Origin of the sequence: Rheinheimera metallidurans (assembly GCF_036983985.1) — a bacterium.
Classification (GTDB): domain Bacteria; phylum Pseudomonadota; class Gammaproteobacteria; order Enterobacterales; family Alteromonadaceae; genus Alishewanella; species Alishewanella metallidurans.
This window is the reverse complement of the sequence record NZ_JALAHQ010000001.1, coordinates 590,852-615,750: the sequence shown is the minus strand read 5'-3', so window position 1 is coordinate 615,750 and position 24,899 is coordinate 590,852. Positions and strand designations below refer to the sequence as shown.

Annotated in this window: 27 protein-coding genes, 1 pseudogene and 1 CRISPR repeat array; of the genes and pseudogenes, 13 read left to right on the top strand and 15 right to left on the bottom strand. The window is 45.1% G+C overall.

Translation table 11 applies throughout. From position 1 onward, the window contains the following. Positions 1–24: 24 nt before the first annotated feature. The 6 genes from lepB to rpoE form a co-directional block, all read right to left on the bottom strand. Positions 25–945 (bottom strand): signal peptidase I, encoded by a 921-nt coding sequence (gene lepB / locus MN199_RS02940; RefSeq protein WP_335738353.1) that lies wholly within the window; start codon positions 943–945, stop codon positions 25–27. Positions 946–958: 13 nt separating this feature from the next. After that, positions 959–2,758 (bottom strand): translation elongation factor 4, encoded by a 1,800-nt coding sequence (gene lepA / locus MN199_RS02935; RefSeq protein ID WP_335738352.1) that lies wholly within the window; start codon positions 2,756–2,758, stop codon positions 959–961. A gap of 172 nt (positions 2,759–2,930) precedes the next feature. Beyond that, on the bottom strand, positions 2,931–3,386 hold the full coding sequence (locus tag MN199_RS02930) for a SoxR reducing system RseC family protein (RefSeq protein ID WP_335738351.1): 456 nt from the start codon (positions 3,384–3,386) through the stop codon (positions 2,931–2,933). Then, a complete protein-coding gene (locus MN199_RS02925; protein ID WP_243695558.1) occupies positions 3,386–4,315 on the bottom strand; it encodes a MucB/RseB C-terminal domain-containing protein in 930 nt (309 codons plus the stop codon). Before MN199_RS02925 ends, MN199_RS02930 begins: the two co-directional genes overlap by 1 nt. After that, positions 4,315–4,935 carry a sigma-E factor negative regulatory protein gene (locus MN199_RS02920; RefSeq protein ID WP_132582167.1) on the bottom strand — a complete coding sequence of 207 codons (621 nt, stop codon included), beginning with the start codon at positions 4,933–4,935 and terminating at the stop codon, positions 4,315–4,317. Before MN199_RS02920 ends, MN199_RS02925 begins: the two co-directional genes overlap by 1 nt. A 39-nt stretch (positions 4,936–4,974) precedes the next feature. Beyond that, on the bottom strand, positions 4,975–5,550 hold the full coding sequence (gene rpoE / locus MN199_RS02915; protein WP_335738350.1) for an RNA polymerase sigma factor RpoE: 576 nt from the start codon (positions 5,548–5,550) through the stop codon (positions 4,975–4,977). A 148-nt stretch (positions 5,551–5,698) separates the two neighbouring features. On the opposite strand from rpoE, the gene nadB reads away from it, so the two are divergent. Continuing rightward, on the top strand, positions 5,699–7,321 hold the full coding sequence (gene nadB, locus MN199_RS02910) for an L-aspartate oxidase (protein WP_132582163.1): 1,623 nt from the start codon (positions 5,699–5,701) through the stop codon (positions 7,319–7,321). On the opposite strand, the gene MN199_RS02905 is transcribed toward nadB, so the two are convergent. Both MN199_RS02905 and MN199_RS02900 read right to left on the bottom strand, forming a co-directional pair. Beyond that, complete coding sequence (locus tag MN199_RS02905; protein WP_132582161.1) at positions 7,318–7,752, bottom strand: protein YgfX; 435 nt, start codon at positions 7,750–7,752, stop codon at positions 7,318–7,320. The genes nadB and MN199_RS02905 overlap by 4 nt on opposite strands. Next, positions 7,739–7,990, bottom strand: a complete 252-nt coding sequence (locus MN199_RS02900) for an FAD assembly factor SdhE (protein ID WP_132582159.1) — start codon at positions 7,988–7,990, stop codon at positions 7,739–7,741. The genes MN199_RS02905 and MN199_RS02900 overlap by 14 nt, the downstream gene beginning before the upstream one ends. Positions 7,991–8,142: 152 nt before the next feature. Between MN199_RS02900 and ygfZ the strand changes: the two genes are divergently transcribed. From ygfZ to dbpA, 7 genes are all read left to right on the top strand, one after another. Then, entirely contained in the window at positions 8,143–9,111 is a 969-nt protein-coding gene (gene ygfZ / locus MN199_RS02895) for a tRNA-modifying protein YgfZ (protein ID WP_335738349.1), read from the top strand. Between the two features lie 10 nt (positions 9,112–9,121). Then, complete coding sequence (locus MN199_RS02890) at positions 9,122–9,607, top strand: FKBP-type peptidyl-prolyl cis-trans isomerase (protein ID WP_132582155.1); 486 nt, start codon at positions 9,122–9,124, stop codon at positions 9,605–9,607. Between the two features lie 47 nt (positions 9,608–9,654). Then, positions 9,655–10,668: a DUF2804 domain-containing protein gene (locus MN199_RS02885; protein WP_335738348.1), complete on the top strand. Its 1,014-nt coding sequence runs from the start codon at positions 9,655–9,657 to the stop codon at positions 10,666–10,668. A gap of 101 nt (positions 10,669–10,769) precedes the next feature. Next, positions 10,770–11,720: a M23 family metallopeptidase gene (locus MN199_RS02880; RefSeq protein ID WP_335738347.1), complete on the top strand. Its 951-nt coding sequence runs from the start codon at positions 10,770–10,772 to the stop codon at positions 11,718–11,720. A gap of 8 nt (positions 11,721–11,728) precedes the next feature. Further along, entirely contained in the window at positions 11,729–12,058 is a 330-nt protein-coding gene (locus MN199_RS02875; protein ID WP_243695557.1) for a bactofilin family protein, read from the top strand. A 94-nt stretch (positions 12,059–12,152) separates the two neighbouring features. Then, positions 12,153–13,472 carry an amidohydrolase gene (locus tag MN199_RS02870; RefSeq protein ID WP_132582147.1) on the top strand — a complete coding sequence of 440 codons (1,320 nt, stop codon included), beginning with the start codon at positions 12,153–12,155 and terminating at the stop codon, positions 13,470–13,472. 158 nt (positions 13,473–13,630) lie between these two features. Then, the gene (dbpA, locus tag MN199_RS02865; RefSeq protein ID WP_335738346.1) at positions 13,631–15,013 is read left to right on the top strand and encodes an ATP-dependent RNA helicase DbpA; all 1,383 of its coding nucleotides are present in this window, start codon (positions 13,631–13,633) and stop codon (positions 15,011–15,013) included. Positions 15,014–15,022: 9 nt separating this feature from the next. Here the strand turns inward: dbpA and arfB are convergent, their stop codons facing one another. Next, complete coding sequence (gene arfB / locus MN199_RS02860) at positions 15,023–15,442, bottom strand: alternative ribosome rescue aminoacyl-tRNA hydrolase ArfB (protein ID WP_132582143.1); 420 nt, start codon at positions 15,440–15,442, stop codon at positions 15,023–15,025. 184 nt (positions 15,443–15,626) lie between these two features. On the opposite strand from arfB, the gene MN199_RS02855 reads away from it, so the two are divergent. Both MN199_RS02855 and MN199_RS02850 read left to right on the top strand, forming a co-directional pair. Then, entirely contained in the window at positions 15,627–17,537 is a 1,911-nt protein-coding gene (locus MN199_RS02855) for a propionyl-CoA synthetase (protein WP_335738345.1), read from the top strand. Between the two features lie 134 nt (positions 17,538–17,671). Next, positions 17,672–18,706, top strand: a complete 1,035-nt coding sequence (locus tag MN199_RS02850) for a DUF5924 family protein (protein ID WP_335738344.1) — start codon at positions 17,672–17,674, stop codon at positions 18,704–18,706. On the opposite strand, the gene MN199_RS02845 is transcribed toward MN199_RS02850, so the two are convergent. Beyond that, positions 18,684–18,938, bottom strand: coding sequence for a hypothetical protein (locus tag MN199_RS02845; protein WP_335738343.1), 255 nt, complete (start codon positions 18,936–18,938; stop codon positions 18,684–18,686). The two genes, MN199_RS02850 and MN199_RS02845, sit on opposite strands and share 23 nt — an antisense overlap. A 215-nt stretch (positions 18,939–19,153) precedes the next feature. Then, positions 19,154–19,422: direct repeats of the CRISPR family, unit length 29 nt; unit sequence TTTCTAAGCTGCCTGTGCGGCAGTGAACC. 14 nt (positions 19,423–19,436) lie between these two features. Beyond that, positions 19,437–19,892, bottom strand: a pseudogene (cas1f, locus tag MN199_RS02840) (type I-F CRISPR-associated endonuclease Cas1f); the annotation flags it as partial. A gap of 203 nt (positions 19,893–20,095) precedes the next feature. On the opposite strand from cas1f, the gene MN199_RS02835 reads away from it, so the two are divergent. Further along, a complete protein-coding gene (locus MN199_RS02835) occupies positions 20,096–20,314 on the top strand; it encodes a hypothetical protein (RefSeq protein WP_335738342.1) in 219 nt (72 codons plus the stop codon). Positions 20,315–20,319: 5 nt separating this feature from the next. Next, positions 20,320–20,802, top strand: coding sequence for a hypothetical protein (locus MN199_RS02830; protein ID WP_335738341.1), 483 nt, complete (start codon positions 20,320–20,322; stop codon positions 20,800–20,802). Here MN199_RS02830 and MN199_RS02825 read toward each other — a convergent pair. Next, positions 20,720–21,676: an HAAS signaling domain-containing protein gene (locus MN199_RS02825; protein WP_132582125.1), complete on the bottom strand. Its 957-nt coding sequence runs from the start codon at positions 21,674–21,676 to the stop codon at positions 20,720–20,722. The genes MN199_RS02830 and MN199_RS02825 overlap by 83 nt on opposite strands. After that, positions 21,676–22,023, bottom strand: coding sequence for a PadR family transcriptional regulator (locus tag MN199_RS02820; protein ID WP_335738340.1), 348 nt, complete (start codon positions 22,021–22,023; stop codon positions 21,676–21,678). The genes MN199_RS02825 and MN199_RS02820 overlap by 1 nt, the downstream gene beginning before the upstream one ends. 160 nt (positions 22,024–22,183) lie before the next feature. Here MN199_RS02820 and MN199_RS02815 point away from each other — a divergent pair, with 160 nt between their 5' ends. After that, positions 22,184–23,101: a cation diffusion facilitator family transporter gene (locus MN199_RS02815; RefSeq protein ID WP_335738339.1), complete on the top strand. Its 918-nt coding sequence runs from the start codon at positions 22,184–22,186 to the stop codon at positions 23,099–23,101. Positions 23,102–23,148: 47 nt separating this feature from the next. On the opposite strand, the gene MN199_RS02810 is transcribed toward MN199_RS02815, so the two are convergent. Then, a complete protein-coding gene (locus MN199_RS02810) occupies positions 23,149–24,411 on the bottom strand; it encodes a DEAD/DEAH box helicase (RefSeq protein ID WP_335738338.1) in 1,263 nt (420 codons plus the stop codon). 45 nt (positions 24,412–24,456) lie between these two features. Then, the gene (locus MN199_RS02805) at positions 24,457–24,756 is read right to left on the bottom strand and encodes a DUF6172 family protein (RefSeq protein ID WP_335738337.1); all 300 of its coding nucleotides are present in this window, start codon (positions 24,754–24,756) and stop codon (positions 24,457–24,459) included. Positions 24,757–24,899: the final 143 nt, after the last annotated feature.

Sequence of the window (24,899 nt, the reverse complement as noted above, 5' to 3'; positions counted from 1 at the left end):
TCTCTTAAACGGGTGCGCTGGCGCTTAGTGAATACTGCCAAGCCGGTCAAACCGCACGCCTGTAGGTATCCAGCCTGGGATCCAGCTATTTTCATCAGTATTAAATTCGAAGCTCATCCAAATAAATACCGCCTTACCCACCATATTGTCTTCTGGCACAAAACCCCAAAACCTGCCATCACCGCTATTGTCACGGTTATCACCTAAGACGAAATAATGGCCATCGGGTACGACAAACTCGTCAATCGCTGTGCCGTTTTGTTTATAAAATAACTCGGTATACTCGCGACGCGCCGGTGTTTGCAATATATCGTGTGCTACGGTACCAAGCTGTTCGGTGTAACGGCGTTGCGGGTATTGTTGCTGGTAAAACTCGCCTTCGTTTTTCAAGCTAAGCGCTATGCTTTCCAATGCAGGACAGTCGGATTTAAGCTCTTGAGTACACGCTGGTTGAATAAATAACTGCTTATTCCGATAAATAACGCGGTCGCCAGGCAAACCGATGACTCGTTTAATATAGTCTATCGTAGGCTGTTTCGGGTATTTAAACACGGCAACATCACCACGTTGCGGCTTAGCATTACTATAAAGCGTTTTACGCCACACCGGATCTTTTACGTCGTATGAGAACTTTTCAACCAAAATAAAATCGCCTACTAATAAGGTTGGCATCATTGAACCTGATGGAATTTGAAACGGTTCATACATAAACGAGCGGAAAATAGTAATTAACGCTATTACCGGAAATATCGACTTAGCGGTTTCGACCCACTGCGGTTCTTTTAGCAACTCGTCACTCAGTGCGGTTGGCACGTCGTTACTGGCTGATTGCACTGCGGAAAGTTTCTGCTGTCGTTTTGGCGCCAACACATAAATATCAAGCAACCAAATTAAACCACTAACCAATGTTGCCAATACCAGTGCAATTGCAAAGTAACCTGCCATGTATAACCCTTAATTAACTACCAACTTTCAAAATGGCCAAGAAGGCTTCTTGTGGTACTTCTACGTTACCCACTTGCTTCATGCGTTTTTTACCGTCTTTCTGCTTTTGCAGCAGCTTTTTCTTACGGCTTATATCGCCACCGTAACATTTTGCTAGTACGTTTTTACGCATTTGCTTAATGGTGGTACGAGCAATAACGTGATTACCAATAGCCGCTTGAATGGCGATATCAAACATCTGGCGAGGAATAAGCTCTCTTAATTTCTCTGCCAACAAACGACCACGGCCTTGAGCAAAATCGATATGACTGATAATAGCTAAAGCATCAACCCGTTCACCATTAATTAAAATATCTACCCGCTGCATATTGGATACTTGAAAACGCTTAAACGCATAATCTAAAGATGCATAACCACGGCTGGTCGACTTTAAACGGTCAAAGAAGTCCATTACCACTTCTGCCATTGGCAGCTCATAAGTTATGGCAACTTGACGGCCGTGATACAACATATTGGTTTGCACGCCACGCTTTTCTATACACAGTGTAATAACACTACCTAAGTATTCTTGTGGCACTAAAATATGCGCTTCCACTATAGGTTCGCGTATTTCTTCAATATCATTTACCGCAGGCAACGCACTTGGGTTATCAACCATTACTACTGTGCCGTCTTTTTTCAGCACTTCATACACTACGGTCGGGGCGGTGGTAATAAGGTCAAGATCGTACTCGCGCTCTAGCCGTTCCTGAATAATTTCCATGTGTAACATACCCAGGAAACCAATACGGAAGCCAAAGCCTAATGCACCAGAACTTTCTGGTTCATAAAATAATGACGAGTCGTTTAGGCTTAATTTTGATAAGGCGTCACGGAAGTCTTCGTAATCATCGCTTGATACCGGAAACACACCAGCATACACCTGCGGCTTTATGCGTTTAAAACCAGGTAGTGGCGTTTGTGCGCTGTTTTTTGCCAGTGTTAACGTATCACCAACCGGTGCACCTTTAACTTCTTTAATGCCGGCGATAACAAAGCCTACTTCACCAGTTTTCAACTCGCCGGTATTGGTCGCTTTAGGGCTAAAGGTACCAATTTTATCTACTTCGTAAGATAGGCCTGTCGACATAACTTTAATTTTGTCTTTTGCCTTAATCGAACCGTGTTTTACTCTTACCAGCGACACAACGCCTTGGTAGGCATCAAACCATGAGTCAATGATCAACGCCTGTGTAGGCTGATCAGGCTCACCTTCTGGAGGTGGTATTTTCTTAACTATGGTTTCAAGCACATCTTTAATGCCTAAGCCAGTTTTAGCAGAACACTGCACCGCACCTATGGCTTCAATACCTATAATGTCTTCAATTTCTTGTGCTACGCGGTCGGGATCGGCCTGAGGTAAGTCAATTTTGTTTAGTACTGGCAGTACTTCTAAATTCATTTCTAGTGCGGTGTAACAGTTTGCTACCGTTTGCGCTTCAACGCCCTGCCCAGCATCAACGACCAATAATGCCCCTTCACAAGCCGCCAACGAGCGGCTAACTTCATAGGTAAAGTCAACGTGGCCAGGTGTATCGATGAAATTTAACTGATAGGTTTCGCCATCATCGGCAGTGTAATTTAAGGTTACACTTTGTGCTTTAATCGTAATGCCGCGCTCGCGCTCAAGATCCATAGAATCCAGCACTTGTTGCTGCATTTCGCGGTCAGACAAACCGCCACAATATTGAATTAGCCGATCAGATAACGTCGATTTACCGTGGTCTATATGGGCGATGATAGAAAAATTTCTGATGTGATTAAGTTTAGGCATTTTGTCCGCAAAACAGTAAGCGTCATGCAAGGCCGCAAACTTTGCTATAGCAAGTTACAACCTCCTGCATTAACGCGGGTTATTTCGATAAATTAGTGCGAATTGTACTCTATCCGTTGCCAGCTGGCTATGTGTTATTAACGGCCAATGTTAAGCTTACGCTATGGCAGCGCTATTTTAACGCGTAAGGTTTAATACCTAACGAAGGCAAAATTTCAAGAATATGAATTTTGGTGGTTTTTTCTTGCTTAACGCCATAATAGCGCGCCAACATAAAGCCAATGGTTGCCCCTAACGCTGCAGCCACCATTATCCAACCTTCACTAAACCCAGCAGCGTTAGCTAATAAGGCCAACACCATCATCAATATTAATGGCAGCAAGTACACCATTAACGCGGCCATCACTAGGCTGTCTTCTTGCAAGCCAATTTTCACTTGCTCGCCAGGTAGTAATTTAAGCTCACTTGGCACAAAAAAATGGATGTTTTTTGGCGTAAGGGTTTTCGCAACTATGCCCGTACCGCAATCATCGCTAACGTTACAAGCATTGCAGCTGGATACGGGCGTAGTGGTTAACCAAATACCGTTATATTCTGTTGATACCACTGTGGCAATTTCTTCTACCATTAGCGCACTGCCGCGGCCAGCTGACGGGCGGTATCAATACTTACTGGGCCAATAACGGTAACCTCTAATTGGTTTGCCGTTTGCACATAAATAGTGGTGGCACCGTCTCGATACGCTTGGGTTGGCAAATGTTGGGGGTTTTGCACAAATACTGACACCTGATGCAAACCGTCACTCAATAGCCAGTAGCTAAGTAAGCTTTTTTCTAACTGCGGAATACTGGCCGGCTCTGCCACCTCGGTATAGCCTTCCGGTAGCCACGTTAATTTTTGATTATTATTTGCCAATGCCTTATTTGTCACTGAAGTGGCTGCGGGTAATTCGGCCTCCATTAACGCGCGTAAACTGTCAGGCATCTCTGGATTAATTTGCATATGAGTAACTAACCAGCGCTCTAATGCATTTTGCTGATCAGATAAGGTATCTATTCTAAGCGGAAAGCCGGATTCATCATCTAACCATAACCAGTAGTTATAGCGCCCAGCATTTTTTGCCGTTAATCGAAGTAGCTGAGCACTGCGACCTGACATTAGCGAGCTGCTACCTGCAACAGCATTATATAATTTACTAATTTCTTGTTTAGATTCAAAAAATAACGCTGGCAATTCTGGAATACTATGGCTCTGCGTAACAAAAGCAGGCCGGTCAGCTAATAAATAATAAACAATAGCGTCGCGGCGTAAAATATCTACGCCACTGGTATCTAAAGGAATAAGGTGTTCAATTTCTTGGTTTTCAGTGCGGCCATGTAACCAACGATAAGTATCTACTTTACCGCCTTTTAACACGACAAAAGAGGTATCAAAATTATATTGCTTAACAGCGTGTTGAACCTTATCGAACAATGCCCAGCCTGCTTGTTCAGCTTGGGCAAGTCCTGACACTACTATCAACACTATGGCACTACATACGCCAGAGAATCGCATCATTATTGCTCGTTTTGTTCAGACCCATTGTGAGGTGTCGCACTTTGCTTTGCCTGCTGCGTTTGCTCCATTACTCGCAATTGTTGGCGATGGGCATTTAACATAGCCTGTAGCCGCTTTTGTTGCTCAAGCATAGCCTGTTGTTCCTGCGCAGCAAAACGATCGGTTACTGTGGTTTGGCTTAAGCTCACTGGCGTAGCAAAACCGGCAATAGGTTGCGTTTGCAATAATGGTTGCGGCGTTAAGTATTCTTCACCCTGTTGATACTGTTGAACACCAAACACGGCAATTAACGCTACTGCAGCGGCAATACCGCCTTGTGCCACCGGTTGTAACCAGCTGCCGTTGGCTGCAACAGCAACATACGCCTTAATACGCTGCATTAAGTTACGGTCAGACTGTAATTGATATACCGGTTCATCAGCCAGTTGTGCCATAAAATTATCAGCAAAGTTAGCAGGTAGTGCACTTGATACTTCACTACGCATGGCCGAGCCTATCAGATGGTAACGCTGTAACTTTTGCTGTAGCTGGGCATCACCAAGCAAGCTATCAAGCTGTACCTTAGTTAGTGCCTTGTTATCACTGGCAGCAGAGAGCCAATCCTGATTTTCTGACGACATAATGTTTCCTGTCCTAATTACTGGTTTTTGCTCTGACTGCTAGCTTATTAACGGCTTAAGCTGCAAATCAATGGCTTCACGCGCTCTGAAAATACGACTGCGAACAGTACCTATTGGGCACCCCATCACTTCCGCGATCTCTTCGTAACTTAACCCTTCAAGTTCACGCAACGTAATTGCTGTGCGTAGCTCGTCTGGTAATTTTTCAATGGTGCCAAACACCACATTACGTATCTCATCAGACAACAATAGCTTTTCTGGTGAGTCTTGTTCTTTTAACGCATCGCTGCCTTCATAGTACTCGGCATCTTCTACGTCAACATCTGTTGCCGGTGGCTTGCGACCATTGGCAACTAAATAATTCTTAGCACTGTTTACCGCTATACGATACAGCCAAGTATAAAATGCACTTTCACCGCGAAAACCTGGCATAGCTCGGTACGCTTTAATAAAAGCTTCCTGAGCGACATCTGCTACGTCTCCGTGGTTAGAGACGTAACGCGAAATTAAGTTCGCGATCCGGTGCTGATATTTTTTTACTAGTACATTAAACGCAGCTTTATCGCCTTGCTGCACGCGCTGGACAATCTGCCAGTCCAATTCTTGCTCGCTCATGTTCGAGCCTTTCCCCTGTAATACTGTCTGTTATGCTAACTGGCGTTGGTCTAGCTTGCTGGTATGACCGTACAACGCAGAAATAGTTCTGTTAAATATGGCAAAATAGTTACAATGGCCAGACATAAACTGATAGCAAGTGTATCGCATGACGCAAGCAAAAGAATATCTTTGTGACGTTTTAATTATTGGCAGTGGCGCCGCAGGGCTATCGCTGGCTTTGCAGTTGGCCGACAGCGCTAAAGTACTGGTACTAAGTAAAGGCCCATTACGTGAAGGGTCAACCTTTTATGCTCAGGGCGGTATTGCGGCAGTATTTGACGAAAACGACAGCATTGCCTCGCATGTTAACGACACCTTAATCGCTGGTGCCGGTTTATGCGATAAAACTGCCGTGCAGTTTACTGCCGGTAATGCCAAAGCGGCGATGGAGTGGCTTATTGCCCAAGGCGTGCCCTTTGACCAGTATCAAGATGAAGATGGCGGGCTTAAATATCACCTCACCCGTGAAGGTGGCCACAGCCACCGCCGTATTTTGCATGCTGCAGATGCGACCGGGCAAGCTGTACAAATTGCCTTAGTTGATAAAGTAAAAGCACACCCGAATATTCAATTGCTAGAAAACTACAATGCGATAGATCTGATTAACGGCAGTAAAATTAAGCAAAATGTTAAACGTTGCTATGGCGCCTATATTTGGAATAAAAATGCCGCCAAGGTTGAAATAGTTCGCGCGCGCTTTATAGCTTTAGCTACCGGCGGCGCAAGTAAAGTATACCTTTATACGAGTAACCCTGATGTTGCCAGTGGCGACGGCATTGCAATGGCGTGGCGTGCTGGTTGTCGTGTTGCTAATATGGAATTTAACCAGTTTCACCCAACTAGTCTGTATCATCCAGATGCACCCAACTTTTTAATTACTGAAGCCATGCGTGGTGAAGGCGCCTATTTAAAACGGCCTGACGGCAGCCGTTTTATGCCCGAATTTGATGAGCGCGCTGAATTAGCTCCTCGTGATATTGTCGCCCGCGCGATTGATTACGAAATGAAGCGGCTTGGCGCAAACTGCGTGTATTTAGATATTAGCCATAAACCAAAAAACTTTATTATTGAACACTTTCCGACAATTTATGCCAAGTGCTTAAGTGTAGGCATTGATATCACCCGTCAACCGATACCTGTAGTGCCAGCAGCTCACTATACTTGTGGCGGCGTTATGACCAATCTTAATGGTCAAACCGATATTGAAAATTTATATGCAGTGGGCGAAGTCGCTTACACCGGTTTACATGGTGCTAACCGTATGGCAAGTAACTCATTACTTGAGTGTGTCGTATTTGCTAGAGCAGCTGCTAAGCATATTTTGGCACAGCTAGACCCTAGTAGCGATTTACCCTTGTTGCCGCCGTGGGACGACAGCCGCGTTAGCGACTCGGATGAAGAAGTGGTTATTACCCACAACTGGCATGAGCTAAGGTTATTTATGTGGGATTACGTTGGTATAGTCCGCACCAACAAGCGCTTAGAACGCGCATTGCATCGGGTTGAATTATTGCAGCGTGAAATTCGCGAGTACTACCGGCACTTTCGTCTTAGCCATAACTTGCTAGAGTTACGCAATTTGGTGCAAGTTGCCGAGCTGATTATACGTTGTGCCATGCAGCGCAATGAAAGTCGCGGTTTGCATTACAATTTAGATTACCCCGACAAACTAGCTGTTAGCCAGCCGTCAATACTGACACCAAAGGATACAGCGAGCAGCGATAACTAAACGCTGCGGGTAGATAAAGCCGACCAGTTACACTGGTTAATTGCCCGAGCCAGTGCTCTGAACTGCTCATCAGAGCACTGATCGACAAAAACCCAACGCTGATGCAGACGGTGATGTAAATTATCGCGCCAGCACAACTTAAGTGCGTAAGGGCAAATAAGCCCACCTGCGCTTAAGTTGCCACTACCCGCAATTTTACCAAACCACTGTAAACCGCCGTCTAAGTTTAACGCCAACGTAGCAGTTACTGTTAATCGTTGAAACTGCGCGAACCATTGCCAATAATAGGTAAACGACGCCACAGCTACTATATACAGCCAAAATCCAGTTAATGGCGAGAACGCCAACACCAATGCTGGCATAAATGCTAGCAAGATCAGCGCCGCTTTCGCATAACGCGATGGCCGTATAACAATATTATACGCGGACACGATCCAAAATTACCTGAATCAAAGCCTGTATCGCCGCGTCTGATGATTTAGCATGTCCCATAAACCAAGAAAATAAATCGGGATCATCAGCAGCAAGTAAACGTTCAAAATCGTACTTCTGCTCTAGCGTCAGTGCGTCATAACCCTCTTCAACAAACGGAGCCAACAATACATCTAGCTCGAGCATACCGCGACGACACGCCCAGCGCAGCCGTGGTTTAATCATTAAGTCAGTCATAATTTTCCTTGAAAAACATTCTGCCACTGCAGACCGAGTAAGATTACTGTTACCAATTCTAACAAAAATTCCTAAACAGGGTTGAGCTTTTACGCGTTTCCCCCAATCATAGGCTTATACGTTGTCCGCCAGATATAGAGTACAAAATTATTATGCATACATCTTGGTTAACCGCTGAACAATACTCTAGCTTATCTAGTCAAGTTCAAGGCGCATTTATTGCGCCTCTGCCCGCTTTTGAAAGCTTGTTAATAGGTGGCGTTGATAATCGAAAGTATTTGCAAGGCCAAACTACCTGCGACCTTGACCAATTAACCAATGATAACTTTTTACATGGCGCTCACTGTGATGCCAAAGGTAAAATGTGGTCACAGTTTTATTTAGCCACCATAGATGAGCAACTAATTAGTATTGCCTTTCGTGATGAGATGGCCGCCTCTAGCGCGCAGTGGAAAAAGTTTGGTGTATTTTCCAAAGTGAGCTTTAGTAGTGGCCAACAACAATACGCAGTGTTTGGCTTAGGTGGCGACAATATAGCAACACTAATTAGCGAGCTCGGTTTTGCCGTACCGCCAATCGGTAGTGTAAGTCGATATAATGGCGCTCTATTGCTCGCCCTAGCCGAGGGACACTTCTTATTACTTGCGCCATTAGATACAGCTAAGCAGCTAATGGCACAGCCATTGCCATTTGCGGCGCCAAACGTCTGGTTGGCTCAGCATATTCGCTATGGTTATAGCTATTTAGAGCAGCCACTAATTGGCGCACTGGTGCCTCAAATGCTTAATTTACAAGCTATAGACGCCATTAGCTTTACTAAAGGCTGTTACATTGGCCAAGAAACCGTTGCTAGATTAAAATACCGTGGTGGTAACAAAAGGGCTGCTTATATACTGCAAGCAAATAGCGCCGACTTGCCTGCCGCAGGTACAGATATTGAAATACAACTAGGTGAAAACTGGCGCCGAAGCGGCCAGGTTGTCAACGCAGCGAATATTAACAACCAATTATGGTTAATTGCTGTGTTGCCTAACGATATAACGCCGGCTGACTCATTGCGGCTTAGCAGCGATAGTGCACCAGCGCTTAGCATAGTGCCGTTACCTTACTCGTTAAATTAAAGAGGTTTTCATGACCATTTCTCAGGACAAAGTTGTCGCCATGCATTATACCGTTACCGATCATCAAGGTAACGAATTAGACTCCTCCGCTGGCGGCGAGCCTTTAGTCTTTATATATGGCCACGGTTCACTGATACCAGGTTTAGAACAAGCATTAGTCGGTAAAACTGCAGGTGATAAATTTACCGCTGATATTGCCGCAGTAGAAGCCTACGGTGAGCGCCATGACGCACTAACTCAAGCTGTACCAAAATCAATGTTCGATAATATGGATGTTGCTGTAGGCATGCGTTTTCGCGCTGCCGGCCCTGATGGGCGCGAGCAGTCGGTTATTGTGCTTGAAGTAACCGAAAACGAAGTTGTAGTAGACGGTAACCATCCATTGTCTGGCATAGACTTGCGCTTTGACGTTGAAGTAATACTTGTACGCGATGCCACCGAAGAAGAGCTAGATCACGGCCACGTTCATGGCTTAGATGGTCATGCTGATCATTAAGCTTTTATCATAATGCTGGCCCGTATTGGCCAGCTTGATAGCTTATTATGCCAAACCAACTAACCGAAAATCCTCTGTTCAATTGCTATGGCCAACCACGGTTTGGTCATTTTGCTACACCTATAACCCAGCTTAATATCGACAGCTTTGCCTATTTTAATCTAATGGACAAACCGGCATCGGCCCTGGCGAAATATCTGCATTTTAAACAGTTTCAATTTATTAGTATTAGTCATGCTAACTGGCAAATTGGTATCGCTATCGCTGACATTCGTTATGCAACTACTGCTTTTTGTTATTTTTACGATCGCAACAGCAAAACCTTAGATGAAGTTAGCCTACTTAAACCGCTCAGTTTGGGTGTAGTCATGAGCGCCTCACCCGTATCTGGCACAGCAAGCGTGCGCGGTAAGCAGCAAATACGTATTACCCCAACCGGCTACAACTGGCAGCTGTCACTCAAGGGTGAGCTATTAACCGGCGAGCTGCAGCTGCAAGGCGGCGTAGCACCTCAGCCGCTAGCCTTATGCACCCCCACTGGATACAACGGCTGGACCTATACGCAAAAACACAATGCGCTTAGGTTACAAGGTGAGCTTAAGTATCGTGGCCAAGCTCTGGATTTAAGCAGCGCCTTAGCCGGTTATGACTTTTCTGCTGGCTATATGCGTCGTGAAACCAGTTGGCGTTGGGGTAGCATTAGCGCACAACTGCCACAAGGCTGTTTTGGTTTAAATTTAGCTAATGGCGTTAACGAAACAGGCACTACAGAAAACTGTTTATGGCTTAATGGTAAAAAGCAGCTATTAGCACCAATAAATATCAATTTTAATCGCCAGTTACCGCAGCAAACCTGGCAATTTAGCAGTTCAGATCAACAGGTAAATTTACAATTTACACCGCAACACTGTAGGCAAGAACGACTAAATTTTGGTTTATTAGCCAGTAATTTTCGTCAATATTGTGGTGTGTTTTGCGGTGAAATACAGTTAGAAAACGGTGAGAAACTTTATTTAGATCAAACGCCTGGTTTAGCTGAAGACCATTTTGCTCGCTGGTAACCTTCTATTAGCAATAGCCAGTAAGTTCTTGACAAAGCCTATAAAGACACTTATTTTCCCCTTCCTATGTATTTATCAACCATTGAGCGAAAGCTACCTAAATGAAAGATCGTATTATCATTTCTGTGTCGACAATCAATGGTACTCGCCATTTTAATGTCAGCAAATTATTTAAGCGCAACGCGATTATCGCAATGTGGCTTCTGCTGTTCAGTCTTATTATCACCGCTGCAGTTATTGATTACTTAGTGCGCACCGTAGATAAAAGTAAAGCGCAACGCGTTCAACTTGCATCGCAAGCTAATACCTTGCGCAGTGAAATAGACACCTTACAAAACAATAAGTTACAGCTGCAACAAGAGCTGACACTGAAAAAAGACGAAATGCTACAAGTAATAAATCGGGTCGGTGAAATTGAGCTGGCACTGGGTTTAGAACAACAATACCCACAGAATTTAGAAGGCCGGCTGGATACCGCTAGTATTAACTCAGCAGCTCGCCAAGCTATGTTGCAAGTAGTGCCTAATGGCTCTCCGTTAGAGTTTAACCGACGCTCATCCCGTTTTGGCTTGCGTCAACATCCAATTTTAGGTACACAAAAGCACCACAAAGGTGTCGATTTATCTGCCAGCCGTGGCACGCCGGTTTACGCGCCTGCCGATGGCGTAATTGAGGTTGTGCGTAGCAGTAAAGAAGGTTATGGCAATCTACTTAAAATGCGCCATGCGTTTGGTTTTTCTACGCTTTACGCCCATCTTGATAGTTTCAAAGTAAAAAGCGGTGACTTTGTGCATCGAGGCGAGCTAATTGCTACCTCGGGTAGTACTGGGTTATCTACCGCACCACATCTTCATTACGAAGTACATTTCCTTGATCGAACGCTGAACCCACAAAGTTTTATGGATTGGGACTCAGCAAATTTTGATCTGGTGTTTGAGAAGGAAAGGAGCATTAAATGGGATTCTTTAGTAAGCATGCTGGAAACCAAGGTAAGCACGCAGTTACAACTGTCATCGCACAAGGATGTACAGTTAACGGCAATATCCGATTAAGCGGTGATGTGCAGGTTGACGGTTATATTGAAGGCAAAGTGGTCTGTGATCGATCACTCATTATCAGCGCTTCAGGCCGCGTAAAAGGCGAAGTTACTGCTGATAAAATTATTATTAATGGCATATTTGATGGCGAATGCTACGCCAACGCAGTAGAAATTTTACCGCAAGGTAAAGCCCATGGTGTTGTGCACTGTGATGATTTAAGCATCGAGCGCGGTGGTAGCTTCTTAGGTAAAACCTTGGCCACGTCTTCGGATCAGGTTATTAGCCTGCCTAAAGCAGAAAACGAGGACCAAGCTAAACCGTCACTGGAAAATAAAACGGCTAAAAATTAAACCGCAACCAACGTGTGATTGGTCGCAAACACTGGCGTTTTGTTTCTACCTGCTTTAGGTTAAATGCACTATTTAAACCTAAGGCAGTATAACAATGAAAAAAACGCTTCTTGCCAGTTTAGTGTGTTTTAGCAGTTTTTCGCTCATGGCGGCAAACTCGCTACCCGAACAAATTCAACAAGACTACAAACAGCACCTTGGTGCCCTATTCACTCATTTTCATCAACACCCTGAACTTTCGCATATGGAAACCCAAACTGCTAAGCGTTTAGCTAAAGAGCTACGCGCAGCAGGCTTTGACGTTACCGAAGGTGTGGGTAAAACCGGTGTCGTCGCCATAATGAAAAACGGTGCTGGCCCACTAGTAATGATGCGTGCGGATATGGATGGTCTGCCGTTGGCAGAAAAGTCGGGGCTAGCTTACGCGTCTAAAGTGGTACAAAAAGACTGGGACGGTAATGAGGTAGGCGTAATGCACGCTTGCGGCCATGACGTGCATATTACTAGCTTGGTAGGTACAGCTCGGCGTATGGCCGCAATGAAAGATCAGTGGTCTGGCACGTTAATGCTAGTTGGCCAACCCGCCGAAGAGCGCGTAGGTGGTGCTAAAGGCATGATGGACGACAATATTTGGGGTCGTTTCGGTCAACCCGATTATGCCTTAGCGTTTCACGTGTCGTCTGACATTGAAACTGGCAAAATTGTCGCCGAAGAAGGCTCGCCTTATTCAGGTGTCGACAGTGTTGATATTCTTATTCACGGCGTGGGCGCACACGGCGCCAGCCCGCATCGCGGTAAAGATCCTATCGTGCTAGGTGCACAAATTGTTATGGCGCTGCAAACCATTGTAAGCCGTGAAATTGCGCCCAGAGAAGCAGCGCTAATTACCGTAGGTAGCTTTCATAGCGGCACCAAAAATAATATCATTTCTGACCAAGCGCTACTACAACTTACTGTGCGTAACGATAACTGGGAAACCCGCGAATACTTAATGGCCGCTATTAAGCGCGTAGCAGAAAACCTAGGCCGAGCCGCAGGTTTACCTGAAGACCAACTGCCTGAAGTGACTATTTCTGACGAGCCAACACCACCAACAGTAAATAATATTCCGCTAACGCAGCGGCTTAAAAAAGCGTGGGCCGCCAATATGGGCGACAAAATATTTGATAATAGCTATCAGCGCTTAGGCATGGGCGCAGAAGACTTTCCATTTTTCACTACTAAACCTTACATTCCTAGCACTTACTTTGCCGTAGGTGGCACACCACCTGAAGCCTTTGCAGCAGAGAAAGCCGGTGGCCCAGCAGTACCAAGCCATCATAGCCCATTATTTAAAATTAGCCCTAAACCAGCCATAACCACCGGCGTAGAGGCCACAGTTATCGCTTTATTAGATTTAATGCCAAAGCGCTAAACTAGACGTTAATTCATTGGCAGATAGACGGCAAGGTAGCCTTAGTTACCTTGCCGAAATTTTCAACAACTAGCTGACGCAAAGGCCCAACATTCTGATACAATGCCGCCCCTTTTGCAGGCCAAGGCCCGCAGTTTGTTTTTTTGCGGAGTACCAGCATGAGCAACACCTCTTTTTCTAGCTTAGCCCTACCAGCAGCATTGGTCAGTAATTTAACTGACTTAGGCTATACCAGCATGACCGATATTCAAGCTCAAGCCTTACCGGCAATTTTGGCTGGGCAAGATGTTATCGCCCAAGCTAAAACAGGCTCAGGTAAAACCGCAGCCTTTGGTTTAGGCTTATTAGCCAAGTTAGACGTCAAATATTTTCGCGTGCAAACGCTAGTATTATGCCCAACTCGCGAGCTGGCCGACCAAGTTGCCGCCGAGCTGCGTAAACTCGCCCGTAGTATTCATAATATTAAAATACTCACCCTTTGTGGTGGTGTGCCTCTAGGCCCACAAATAGGCTCGCTAGAACATGGCGCGCACATTATTGTTGGCACCCCAGGCCGAGTTATTGATCACTTAGATGCAGGTCGATTAAATTTAGATGACTTAACCACTCTCGTGCTAGACGAAGCAGACCGCATGTTAGACATGGGTTTTCAAGCCGATTTAGATAACGTTATTGCCAAAGCACCAGCCGATCGGCAAACACTGTTATTTAGTGCAACCTACCCAAATGCGATTGCTAAACTGAGCGAACGCTTACTGAAATCGCCAGTGCGCATTACCGTAACTGAGCAGCACAACACCACCAGTATTGAGCAAAAGTTTTTTCAAGTTAGCGGCAACGATGAGCGTTTTGACGCACTACGCACTTTGCTACTGCATTATCAAGGCCAAAGTAGCATTGTGTTTTGTAATACTAAACGCGAAACGCAAGACGTAGCCGACGACCTAAAACAATACGGTTTTAGCGTGCTAGCACTACATGGTGATATGGAACAAAAAGACCGAGACCAAACCCTAGTTCAGTTTGCCAATGGCAGCGCTTGTGTGTTGGTTGCCACCGATGTTGCTGCCCGTGGTTTGGATATTAGCAGCGTAGACGCGATATTTAATTACCAGCTAGCGCACGACGCCGACACTCACACCCACCGCATTGGTCGTACCGGACGCGCAGGGCAAAGTGGTATGGCGCTAAGCTTATTTACTGCCAGCGACGCGGGAAAATTAGTTAGCCTAGAAGATGGCTTAGGCATGAAAATTGAGCCGGCAGAGCTACCCGAAGTTACTGGGCAGCAATTACCGGCCAAGCCATTAATGGCGACTTTGCAATTAGATGGCGGGAAAAAACATAAAATTCGCGCTGGTGATATTGTTGGTGCGTTAACCGCCAGCAAGCAGCTAAGCAATGACGATTTAGGTAAAATTCAACTGCATGACATTTGGAGCTTTGTTGCGGTAAAACGCAGTGCGCTACGCCTAGCACTACAGCTTATCCAACAGGGTAAAATTAAAGGTAAATCTATTCGCGCTCGCGCACTTAGCTAAGCTTACTATCTAAGTATCGGGTTTACCTTGGCGCAGTGCTTTAGTGGCACCGCGCTGCTTTTTATGCTCTAACCGCCGCTGCTGGCTGCCATACGTTGCTTTAGTGGCAATACGTTTTTTTGCTACCCGCGCTACCGATTGCACCAACTCGATAAACTGTGCCAGTGCCATTTCACGGTTCATTTCTTGGCTACGGCTTTGTTGGCATTTAATAATTACTTTGCCGCTTTGGGTAATACGATGGTCTGACTTGGCCAACAGCTTATCTTTATAAAACTGCGGCAAACTAGAAGCATTAATATCAAAAATAAGCTGCGCTGCCGTCGATACTTTATTTACATGCTGGCCGCCCGCGCCACTAGCACGAATAAACTGCCATTCCAGCTCGTTGTCCGCTAACTGAACGCTAGTTGAAATCTCAATTGCCATATCATTTCCTTGTTGCCACGACGATAACCCGATCAGACCATAACCAAGAGTGTCATACAAGTTTATCGCCTGTTATGGCACGGCTAAAGTCTATGCGGCTTAAGTCTAAGTTCGCTTCAGCAAAAAATTAGCTACAGTAGAGCTATTGTCGTTGACCTTCTATCGACGCCGTGAGGACACCATTATGGCTACTACTTCTGCAAACCGTTATCAGCTTGAATATCAGCATTCTGTGCAATCACCTGTCGAGTTTTGGCAACAGCAGGCAGAAAAACTTAGCTGGTATAAAACACCTCGCAACATACTACAGCAATTAGATGGCGCGCATTATCAATGGTTTGCCGATGGCGTGCTTAATACCGCCTACCTAGCACTCGATCATCATATTGAGCAAGGCCGAGGCGACCAAACGGCATTAATTTATGACTCTCCGGTTACCAATACTAAGCAACGTTTCAGTTATAACGAACTGCGCGATGAAGTGGCACGTTTTGCGGGTGTCCTTAAAGCCTTAGACGTAAACCCAGGCGATAGCGTTGTTATTTATATGCCGATGATCCCACAGGCCGCTATTGCTATGCTGGCAGTGGCGCGCTTAGGCGCTATTCACTCAGTGGTATTTGGTGGCTTTTCAGCGCACGAATTGGCAATGCGTATTGATGACGCCCAACCCAAAGTGGTAGTGAGTGCCTCATGTGGTGTTGAAATTAGTAAACTGATTGCCTACAAACCGTTACTTGATGACGCCATCGCTAAAGCCGAACATAAGCCCGAGCGCTGCATTATTTTTCAACGGCCACAGCTACACGCCCAGATGCAAGCTGGCCGTGATATTGATTGGCAACAGGCTATGAGCAAAGCGCAAAGCAACGGTTGCGTGCCGGTAAAGGCTACCGACCCGCTGTACGTGCTATATACCTCAGGTACTACTGGCAAACCTAAAGGCGTAGTGCGCGATAACGGTGGTCATGCCGTCGCGCTTAATTACAGCATGCAAGCGGTGTACGATGCGCGCCCTGGTGACGTATTTTGGGCAGCATCTGATGTCGGCTGGGTTGTCGGCCACTCTTACATTGTATACGGCCCGCTTATTGCCGGTTGCACCACCGTATTATACGAAGGTAAGCCAGTTTTCACCCCCGACGCAGGCGCCTTCTGGCGAGTATGTGCCGAGTATAAAGTGAATATTTTATTCGCCGCCCCCACTGCCTTTCGTGCCATTAGAAAAGAAGACCCCGAGGCAGCTTTACAACGCTATGATTTAAGCGCACTACGCAGTATTTTTATGGCTGGCGAACGGCTAGACCCAGCAACCTATCAATGGGTTAGCGACAAACTAGGCAAGCCGGTAATAGACCACTGGTGGCAAACTGAAACTGGCTGGCCAGTAGCGGCGAACCTAGCCGGTTTAACCTTGCTACCCACCAAACCGGGTTCGTCAACCGTACCCGTACCTGGGTTTAACATACATATTCTTAATGACAGTGGCATAGCCGTGCGCCCAAATGAACAAGGCTATATTGCCTTACAATTACCGTTGCCACCGGGCTGCCTAACTACTATTTGGCGTAACGACGAGCGTTTCATTGCCGGATATTTAGATACCTTTCCTGGCTATTACGCTAGCGGCGATGGCGGTTACCTTGACGACGATGGTTATTTGTTTGTTATGGGCCGCACTGACGACGTTATTAACGTTGCCGGCCATCGTTTATCAACCGGAGAAATGGAGCAAATTGTCGCTAACCACCCTGCCATTGCTGAATGTTGTGTTATTGGCATTAACGAACCAATTAAAGGCCAGCAACCTTTAGCTCTAGTGCTGATAAAAAATGGCATAACGGTAGACGAAACTATTTTAGAAGCTGAGTTGGTCGCTATGGTACGCCAAGAAATAGGCGCGCTGGCCTGCTTTAAAAAAGCGATAATTGTTAAACGTTTACCAAAAACTCGCTCGGGTAAAATTTTACGCAAACTATTACGGCAAATAGCCGATGGCAGCGAGTACGTTGTGCCATCAACCATAGACGACCCAGCCAGTTTGCCAGAAATTGAGCAACTAATGGCAAGCCGTGGTTTAGTTAATGCGCTTTAGTCAGTGTTTAAACGCTAATTTATTGCAGTTAACCTAAAAAAACACCGATAATATACACCGTAAACAGGGCTGGTTAAGCTAATAGCTGTATGCTGTGTTACCGCCCTGCTCAACGCTTATGGAACCTTATCGGGATGAAATCGTTAAAAAGACTGTTATTGCAATTAGTTGAGCAGCTACAGCGCTATCCCGGTTTAATGGCGGTACTGGCATTTACCTCCGGTATCGCCAGCTATATTCTGGTTGAACGCAAAGAGTCATTAGCACAATTTATTGCCGTATTTCTGCTGCTAAGCTGGCTATGGCTGTTATCTGACAACTGGCTGCGTAAACGCATTGAACAACGCTTTGGTGTTGCCATACCGCCAACGTTAGTGCGCTTTACCTTACAAATGGTACACCAAGAAAGTTTGTTTTTTGCGCTACCGTTTTTTCTTGCTGTTACCAGCTGGAACCACGGCCAAGCCGCATTTACCGCATTAATTATGCTTTGCGCTTTAATCTCGTTAATAGACCCGCTGTATTACAAAAAACTGGCACCACGGCGTACACTATTTGTCGTATTTCATGCGTTTGCCTTATTTGTGGTGTTGTTGGTTATTTTGCCCACCTTGTTTCAACTTACCACTAGCCAAAGCCTAGGCGCCGCACTGGCTATTGCTGGTGTGCTTAGCTTACCCAGTTTAAGCACCTTAATGCCCACCGGTCACTGGTGGCGCTTTCCGCTAGTAATACTGTTATTAGCTGTACTTAGTGCCGGCTTATGGCAGTTACGCAGCTTTGTACCACCCGCCGCGCTGCGCTTAACGGCTATTACCTTGTCTCACGAAATAGATTATGCGCAACGTAAACCCGGCCCAAGCATTCATCGGCTTGACGCCGCAGCGCTGCATCAGCAAGGTTTGTTTAGCTTTACTGCGGTAAAAGCCCCGCGCGGGTTAAACGAAAAAATTTACCATGTGTGGCTACAAAACGGTAAAGAAGTCGATCGCATAGTATTAGATATTACCGGAGGCAGAGAGCAAGGCTACCGCGCGTGGACCCACAAACAAAAATTTCCGGCTAACGCCGAAGGCAAGTGGCAAGTAAAAGTCGTTACCGAATCAGAGCAGCTTATTGGCCTTACCCGCTTTACCGTAACCCCGGCTATAACACCACCGCCGCAATAACCGGCGGCGGGTCTTTTATTGGCAGCTTGCAATGCAGTTGTAACAGCTTTAGCAACTCGCGTTGCTGCTCCTGCAACTGCTTACCCTGCTCAGCCGTATAAGGCTGCCGCAACTGCTTTTGCACCTCCAAGCGCTTAGCATTAAGCTTTTGACACTCAGATTGGCTATATTGCGGCGCAGCTAAAGCCGGATAAGCCAACATGGCTATTAGCGCTATTAAGGTCAAACGCATTATTGGCTCTCCGTTTAATTATTTGTAGCAAGTAGACTTGCTCGGCTTATTCTATCCTCGGCGCCAGTGTTAAAGAAAACTATTTAAAATTGTCCCTACTTACTAGCCCCGTCGAATTCGACGGGTTTGCAATTAAGAGTGCCAGATCAAGCATTAACACTTGGATCTGACCCTCGAGGGTATGGATCTGACCCTCGAGGGTATTGCCCCAATCATTTCTAAGCTGCCTGTGCGGCAGTGAACCCTTGCAGACAAATTGCAATGGCTTATTGTGTTTTCTAAGCTGCCTGTGCGGCAGTGAACCAGATAGAAACTACACTATCTCAAATGGGATTTTTCTAAGCTGCCTGTGCGGCAGTGAACAATAATGCTATTACGCGGCAATTCAAACCAAATTTCTAAGCTGCCTGTGCGGCAGTGAACATATTGGAGGAATTTTTACCGCTGTATGGGCATTTCTAAGCTGCCTGTGCGGCAGTGAACCCTGTTTTTCTGCTGATCCCTTTGCCATACTTTTTCAATATAGTGAATACGCGCTTGCTGAAACACTTTGGCGGCGTTTAAGCGCTTGCTGTCATCAAACCAGAACTGCATCCAGCCATGTAAGTACTCAGTGGGCCTATATTCACTTTGCGGTGTAAACCACTCGACTTCACAGGCCATATACAAAGGTGTGCCACCGCCGCCACTAAAACCAACTAATACCCCAGCTTGAGCTAACATCCGCATCGCCGCTTGAGTAATTGACGTGCCATTACCCAGTAATAGCACTGTGGTATTGGCTATGGGAATATTAAAATATTGGTTTTCTCCGGTCTTTTTATTAGTGAGTCCTTCACTTAAATACAAAACGCGACCATCTTTTTGCATTACTCGGCAATATTCTAAGTAATACATATTGGCCCGCTTGGAGTGCAAAATACTTTTTAAGTCTGATGGTGAAAAATCATCCATGAACATATCCTTTTAAATAACACTAACACTCTAGCGTCTTTCCCTGTTTTAACAACACTGTACAAAAACACCTGTATGCTAACAATACACATAGTGATAATTACCACTTAATCGGTACATAAAAATACTTTTAATTTTTTTGTCACAGCTAATGCGGTTGGCGGTACTTAGTAATGTCACTTGTTTATTACTAAGGAATTATGATGAAAAAACGCATCACTTTTTGGCAGTACTTTGCTATCAGTTTAAGTGTTGTCGCAGGTACGTTAGCGGCTAATTTTAAAACTAACGCGGCGCAAAGTTTGAATGTTGAAGCGGTAACCAAATCAACTGTTGAGTTTAAGCTGCCGAAACGGCATTTTATTTTGCTCGAACAGCGCAATTGCTTAACCGTACGCAGTGCAACGGCATTAGAGGATTAAGGCACATGAGCATCTCAATAATAGAGCAACAACTTATTCCCGATGTGGCGGCTGCTCAGCAAGGTGATATGCGTGCGTTTGAGCGTTTAATTGGTCGTTGTCAGCGTAGCGTTTGCAGTATTGCATTGGCTATTGTTAAAGATGTTGATGCCGTTGCAACTAGCCAAGCAGGTGGTGTAACTAAAATATTTTTGCTATTGGGTGGCGCAATGTTTGGCGCATTAGCAGGGGTAGTAGCAATTGTCGGCGGTATGCACCTGCCCATAAAGCATGCCAATAGCCCCGAGTTAAAGCAGCAACTAATAGCGCTGCGCAATGGCAGTGTTATTTGGGTATTGCTGTTTGGCTTACTATTAACGGCGGCATATGAGTTAACCCAAGGTGCTTGGGCACCTATTACTGTGTTTAGCCTATTTTGCTTAGGCTTAGCCGGCGTAATCGTATTACGTCGCGTATTACTTCGTAAGCTGGCCAACAAGCGCCAATAAGTAATGCCCATGTAGCAGCGTGCTGTAATCTTTCCCAGCCATAGATCTGTGGCCAATTCTGCTGGTCAATTTGTAATAGTGGGCCGTTGAAAGCTAAATACAGCATTATTACTACAAAGCCGATATTCAGCACAATATTCAGCAGTTGCATGCCCTTGTTCCATTGCCTAGCACTTAGCTGCCATAAACTAAGCAATACACCCACAACTAATAGCGGTAAGCCCAATAGCAACACCTGTTGTGTGTGTGCTGTTAGCCATACCGTTTTACCGGCCAAGTCTTCTGGTGACAACAGTAGCAAATAGCTAATAACCGCCAGTAAAAAAGTATCTGTTATTAAATCGGTAACAATATCTTGCAGTGAAATATGCTGTTTGCTGGCCTGCAACGAAGGTAATTGCTCTACCTGCCATTCTTTAGCTTGTTGTAAATACTGTGGTTTAGCTCTGGATATCACGATAAAACCTAGCGTTATAGTGGTAAAAGCAAAGCTCGCATCTTCAATAAAGCCGCTTAGTATGCTTTTTACAAATAGCAGCAAACCAAAGTCGTGCTCTAGCCAGTTGGCCGTGCTATTAAATACTTGCAACACCAACAAAATACCCAGCACCATAAACAGCGTATAACGGTAAATTTGCATATGTTCGCTAGCAATTAACGGTGCGATAGGCGCAAACTGCTGTGCAACTTGGCGCGGATGGCCCATAGCTTTTAACACCGAAGCAATAGCATTATCGGTTAATGGCCCGTTTTGCTCCGCTTGTGCATCTAGCTGATCCATAATATTGGCTTCTAATTCGCGGCCAATTTCTTCACGCTTATTGTCTGGCAGTTCGCGCTGTACGGCAGCCACATAACGTTTAACTAAATCCATTATTCTATCTCCCCACTGTTAGCTAATAACAATTTACCTATTGCGTTATTAAGGTTTTGCCATTCATCCGTAAGTTGCGCTAACAGCTGGCTACCTAGCTCAGATAACTGATAATAACGGCGCTCGCGGCCTTCACCTTGTCGCCACTCGCTGCTAAGTAATTCTTGATCGGCCAAACGGCGGATCAGTGGATACAAGGTGCCTTCATCTATATCAACGCCGCCGTCTTGCAGTTGCTTTCGCAGTGAGTAGCCATAATGCGGCTGCTTTAGCGAGGCCAATACCGCCAGCACTAGCACACCACGGCGTAGTTCTAAGCGCATTTTATCAAGTTGTGCAGTAGTCATTTTTCATTCCTATTACTACCCAGCGAACACTGTATGCCGCATACTATGCAACACATAGCATTATACTAAGCGGCACACAGTAAAAAAGCAACACTGTTTTTATTGCTTTTTATCGGTTAGGTTATAGTGATTGTCGTATGAAGTAAGTTGAACTGAATAAATGCACCAGCATAATCACGGCCATAGCCACCATCATCATCACTCTCGTGCTGATACTGCATCCAACAGAATTGGCTGGGCGTTTTTTCTCAATCTTAGTTTTACTATTATTGAATTTATTGGCGGTTGGTTAACCAATAGCACGGCGATTATGGCCGATGCCGTACATGACTTAGGCGATAGCTTGTCTATTGGTACCGCTTGGGGGCTGAATAAGCTTAGTGATAAAAAATCGAATGCGATTTTCTCTTATGGCTATAAACGTTTTTCATTACTGGGCGCGTTAATTAACGGCATAGTGCTAACTATTGGCTCAATCTGGATTTTATTAGAGTCCATCCCCAGACTATTTAGCCCGGTTATGCCACAAGCTGAGGGCATGCTGTTGTTGTCGATATTTGGTATTGCGGTAAATGGTTTTGCGGCTTACAAGCTTAGCGGCGGTAAATCACTAAACGAGCGCGTGCTTAATTGGCATTTACTGGAAGACGTACTCGGCTGGGTAGCAGTACTAATTGTGTCTATTGTTTTGATGTTTAAACCGTGGCCAATTTTAGACCCTATCTTATCAATTGCTTTTACCTTGTTTATTTTGTTTAACGTTGGCCGTAACCTTAAAGAAACCCTACTGCTATTTTTACAAGGCACGCCAGATAAAAAGTTGATGAAACAGGTACGTGCCCTATTACTGTCTAAAGGCGAAGTGGCGGAACTGCACCACTTTCATATTTGGTCACTAGACGGTGAGCATAGTGTAATGACGGTGCATTTAGTGCTGAAAACTGAAATAACATTAGTAGCGATAAAAAACCTAAAACAGCAACTGCAACAACAGCTTGCCGAGTTCAATTTTGCCCATACCACGATAGAATTAGAGTTTGCTGACGAAGCGTGTCGAGATAAAGCCAGTGCCACCTAGTAACAATTAGTTTAGGTGGCACTGTTTTGTGGAATGAAGGTATAGGCTTACTTTTTAACGCGAGGTTTAGCTTTAGGTTTATTAGCAGCATCTAGATTAATGGTGGTTTCGCTGGCTTTGTTTGAGCGGCCGGATAACACCTTACGTGAAATACTTTTTAACAATGAGCCACGGTTGCTTACTTCAAAACCTGGTTTAACAATGCGTTTGATATCAGCGCCAATCAGCTTTTGAATGCGCTCTAAGGTTTGCTCTTCTTCACGGCTAACAAATGAAATAGCGTCGCCTTTCGCGCCTGCACGACCGGTGCGGCCGATACGATGCACGTAATCTTCTGGTAAATAAGGCAAGTTAAAGTTAACGACGTAATCAAGGCCTTGAATATCTAAACCACGGGCAGCAACTTCGGTGGCTATTAAAACCTGCAGTTTAGCCGATTTAAAATCAGCGATAGCGCGGCGTCTTGCGCCTTGGCTTTTATCACCATGGCAAACATCAGCGTTAATTTTACTTTTTTGTAAGCCAGCTAATAAGCGGTCTGCTTGCTCTTTAGTGCTCGTAAACACCAACACCTGAAACCAGTTGTTTTCAGCTAATAGTTGCTCAAACAATTCAATTTTACGGTTTTCTTCTACCGGATATACCACATGGTTTACGGTATCAGCTGTACTGTTTATTTTAGTTACACGTATTTGCTGATGATTATTTAAAATTTTATGCGATAACTCATTCACCGCCGGTGAGGTTGTTGCCGAAAACAGCAAGGTTTGCCGTGTGATCGCGGTCATTTGCATCAATTTCAGCACATCAGTACTAAAGCCCATATCTAACATACGGTCGGCTTCATCTAGCACGACAAACTCAACGTCAGTTAATATTACGTTGCCCAAGGTCATATGTTCAATTAAACGCCCTGGTGTACTAATAACAATATCAACACCGGCTTTTAATTTATTCGCCTGCCCACCCATTTTAACGCCACCATATAATGCCGTAACGCTAATAGGCACAAACTGGGCATAGGCAGCAATAGTATTGGCTAACTGCTCAGCTAATTCACGGGTTGGCGTTAAAATTAACGCACGCGGCCGTTTTTCAGCGGTGGCTTTAGGTTTGTCCAGCATGCGCTGTAATATAGGAATAGCAAAAGCCGCTGTTTTACCCGTACCCGTTTGCGCAGTTACTTGTAAATCTTTACCGCGACGCGCAGGCACAATAGCCTGCTCTTGCACTGGTGTCATAGTACTGTAGCCACATTCAACAACGGCGCGTTGTAAATCTGGAGCCAAATCTAAAGATGAAAATTGCATAAGAGATCCTCTGTAGAATTGCTACAGTCAAGAATGGGGTAAAAATTAATCAGCAGTTGTGGTGTTCGGCTTGTGTTTACAGGCTTTGGCAAGAATTTCAATATAGAATTCTGGTAGTTCTTGCGCAACGGCGGTATCAATATGTTTATTAATTTCAGCAGTAAATATTTTTTCAGCAACATCTACCGACGCACCAAAGCGACAATCAAACGTCCAGTAATCCATACCATCAGGCAAGGCCTTGCGACGCTCACGGTTTAGGTATTTTTTAATATCATATTTAATTGAATCCACCAACCGAGCTGGGTTCAGCTTAGGGTGAGTTAAGGCGAATGTTTTTTTCATCGAAATTCCTACAGATCTGCACTAATGAGTAAAAAGCTGAACCAGCTTTTAAAAACGCATTCTACATGGATGAGTAGAATATAACCGCCAATATCTGCTATTTTCTGTCAAAAACTAAGCAAAAAACGCTAACGCATGCGCGT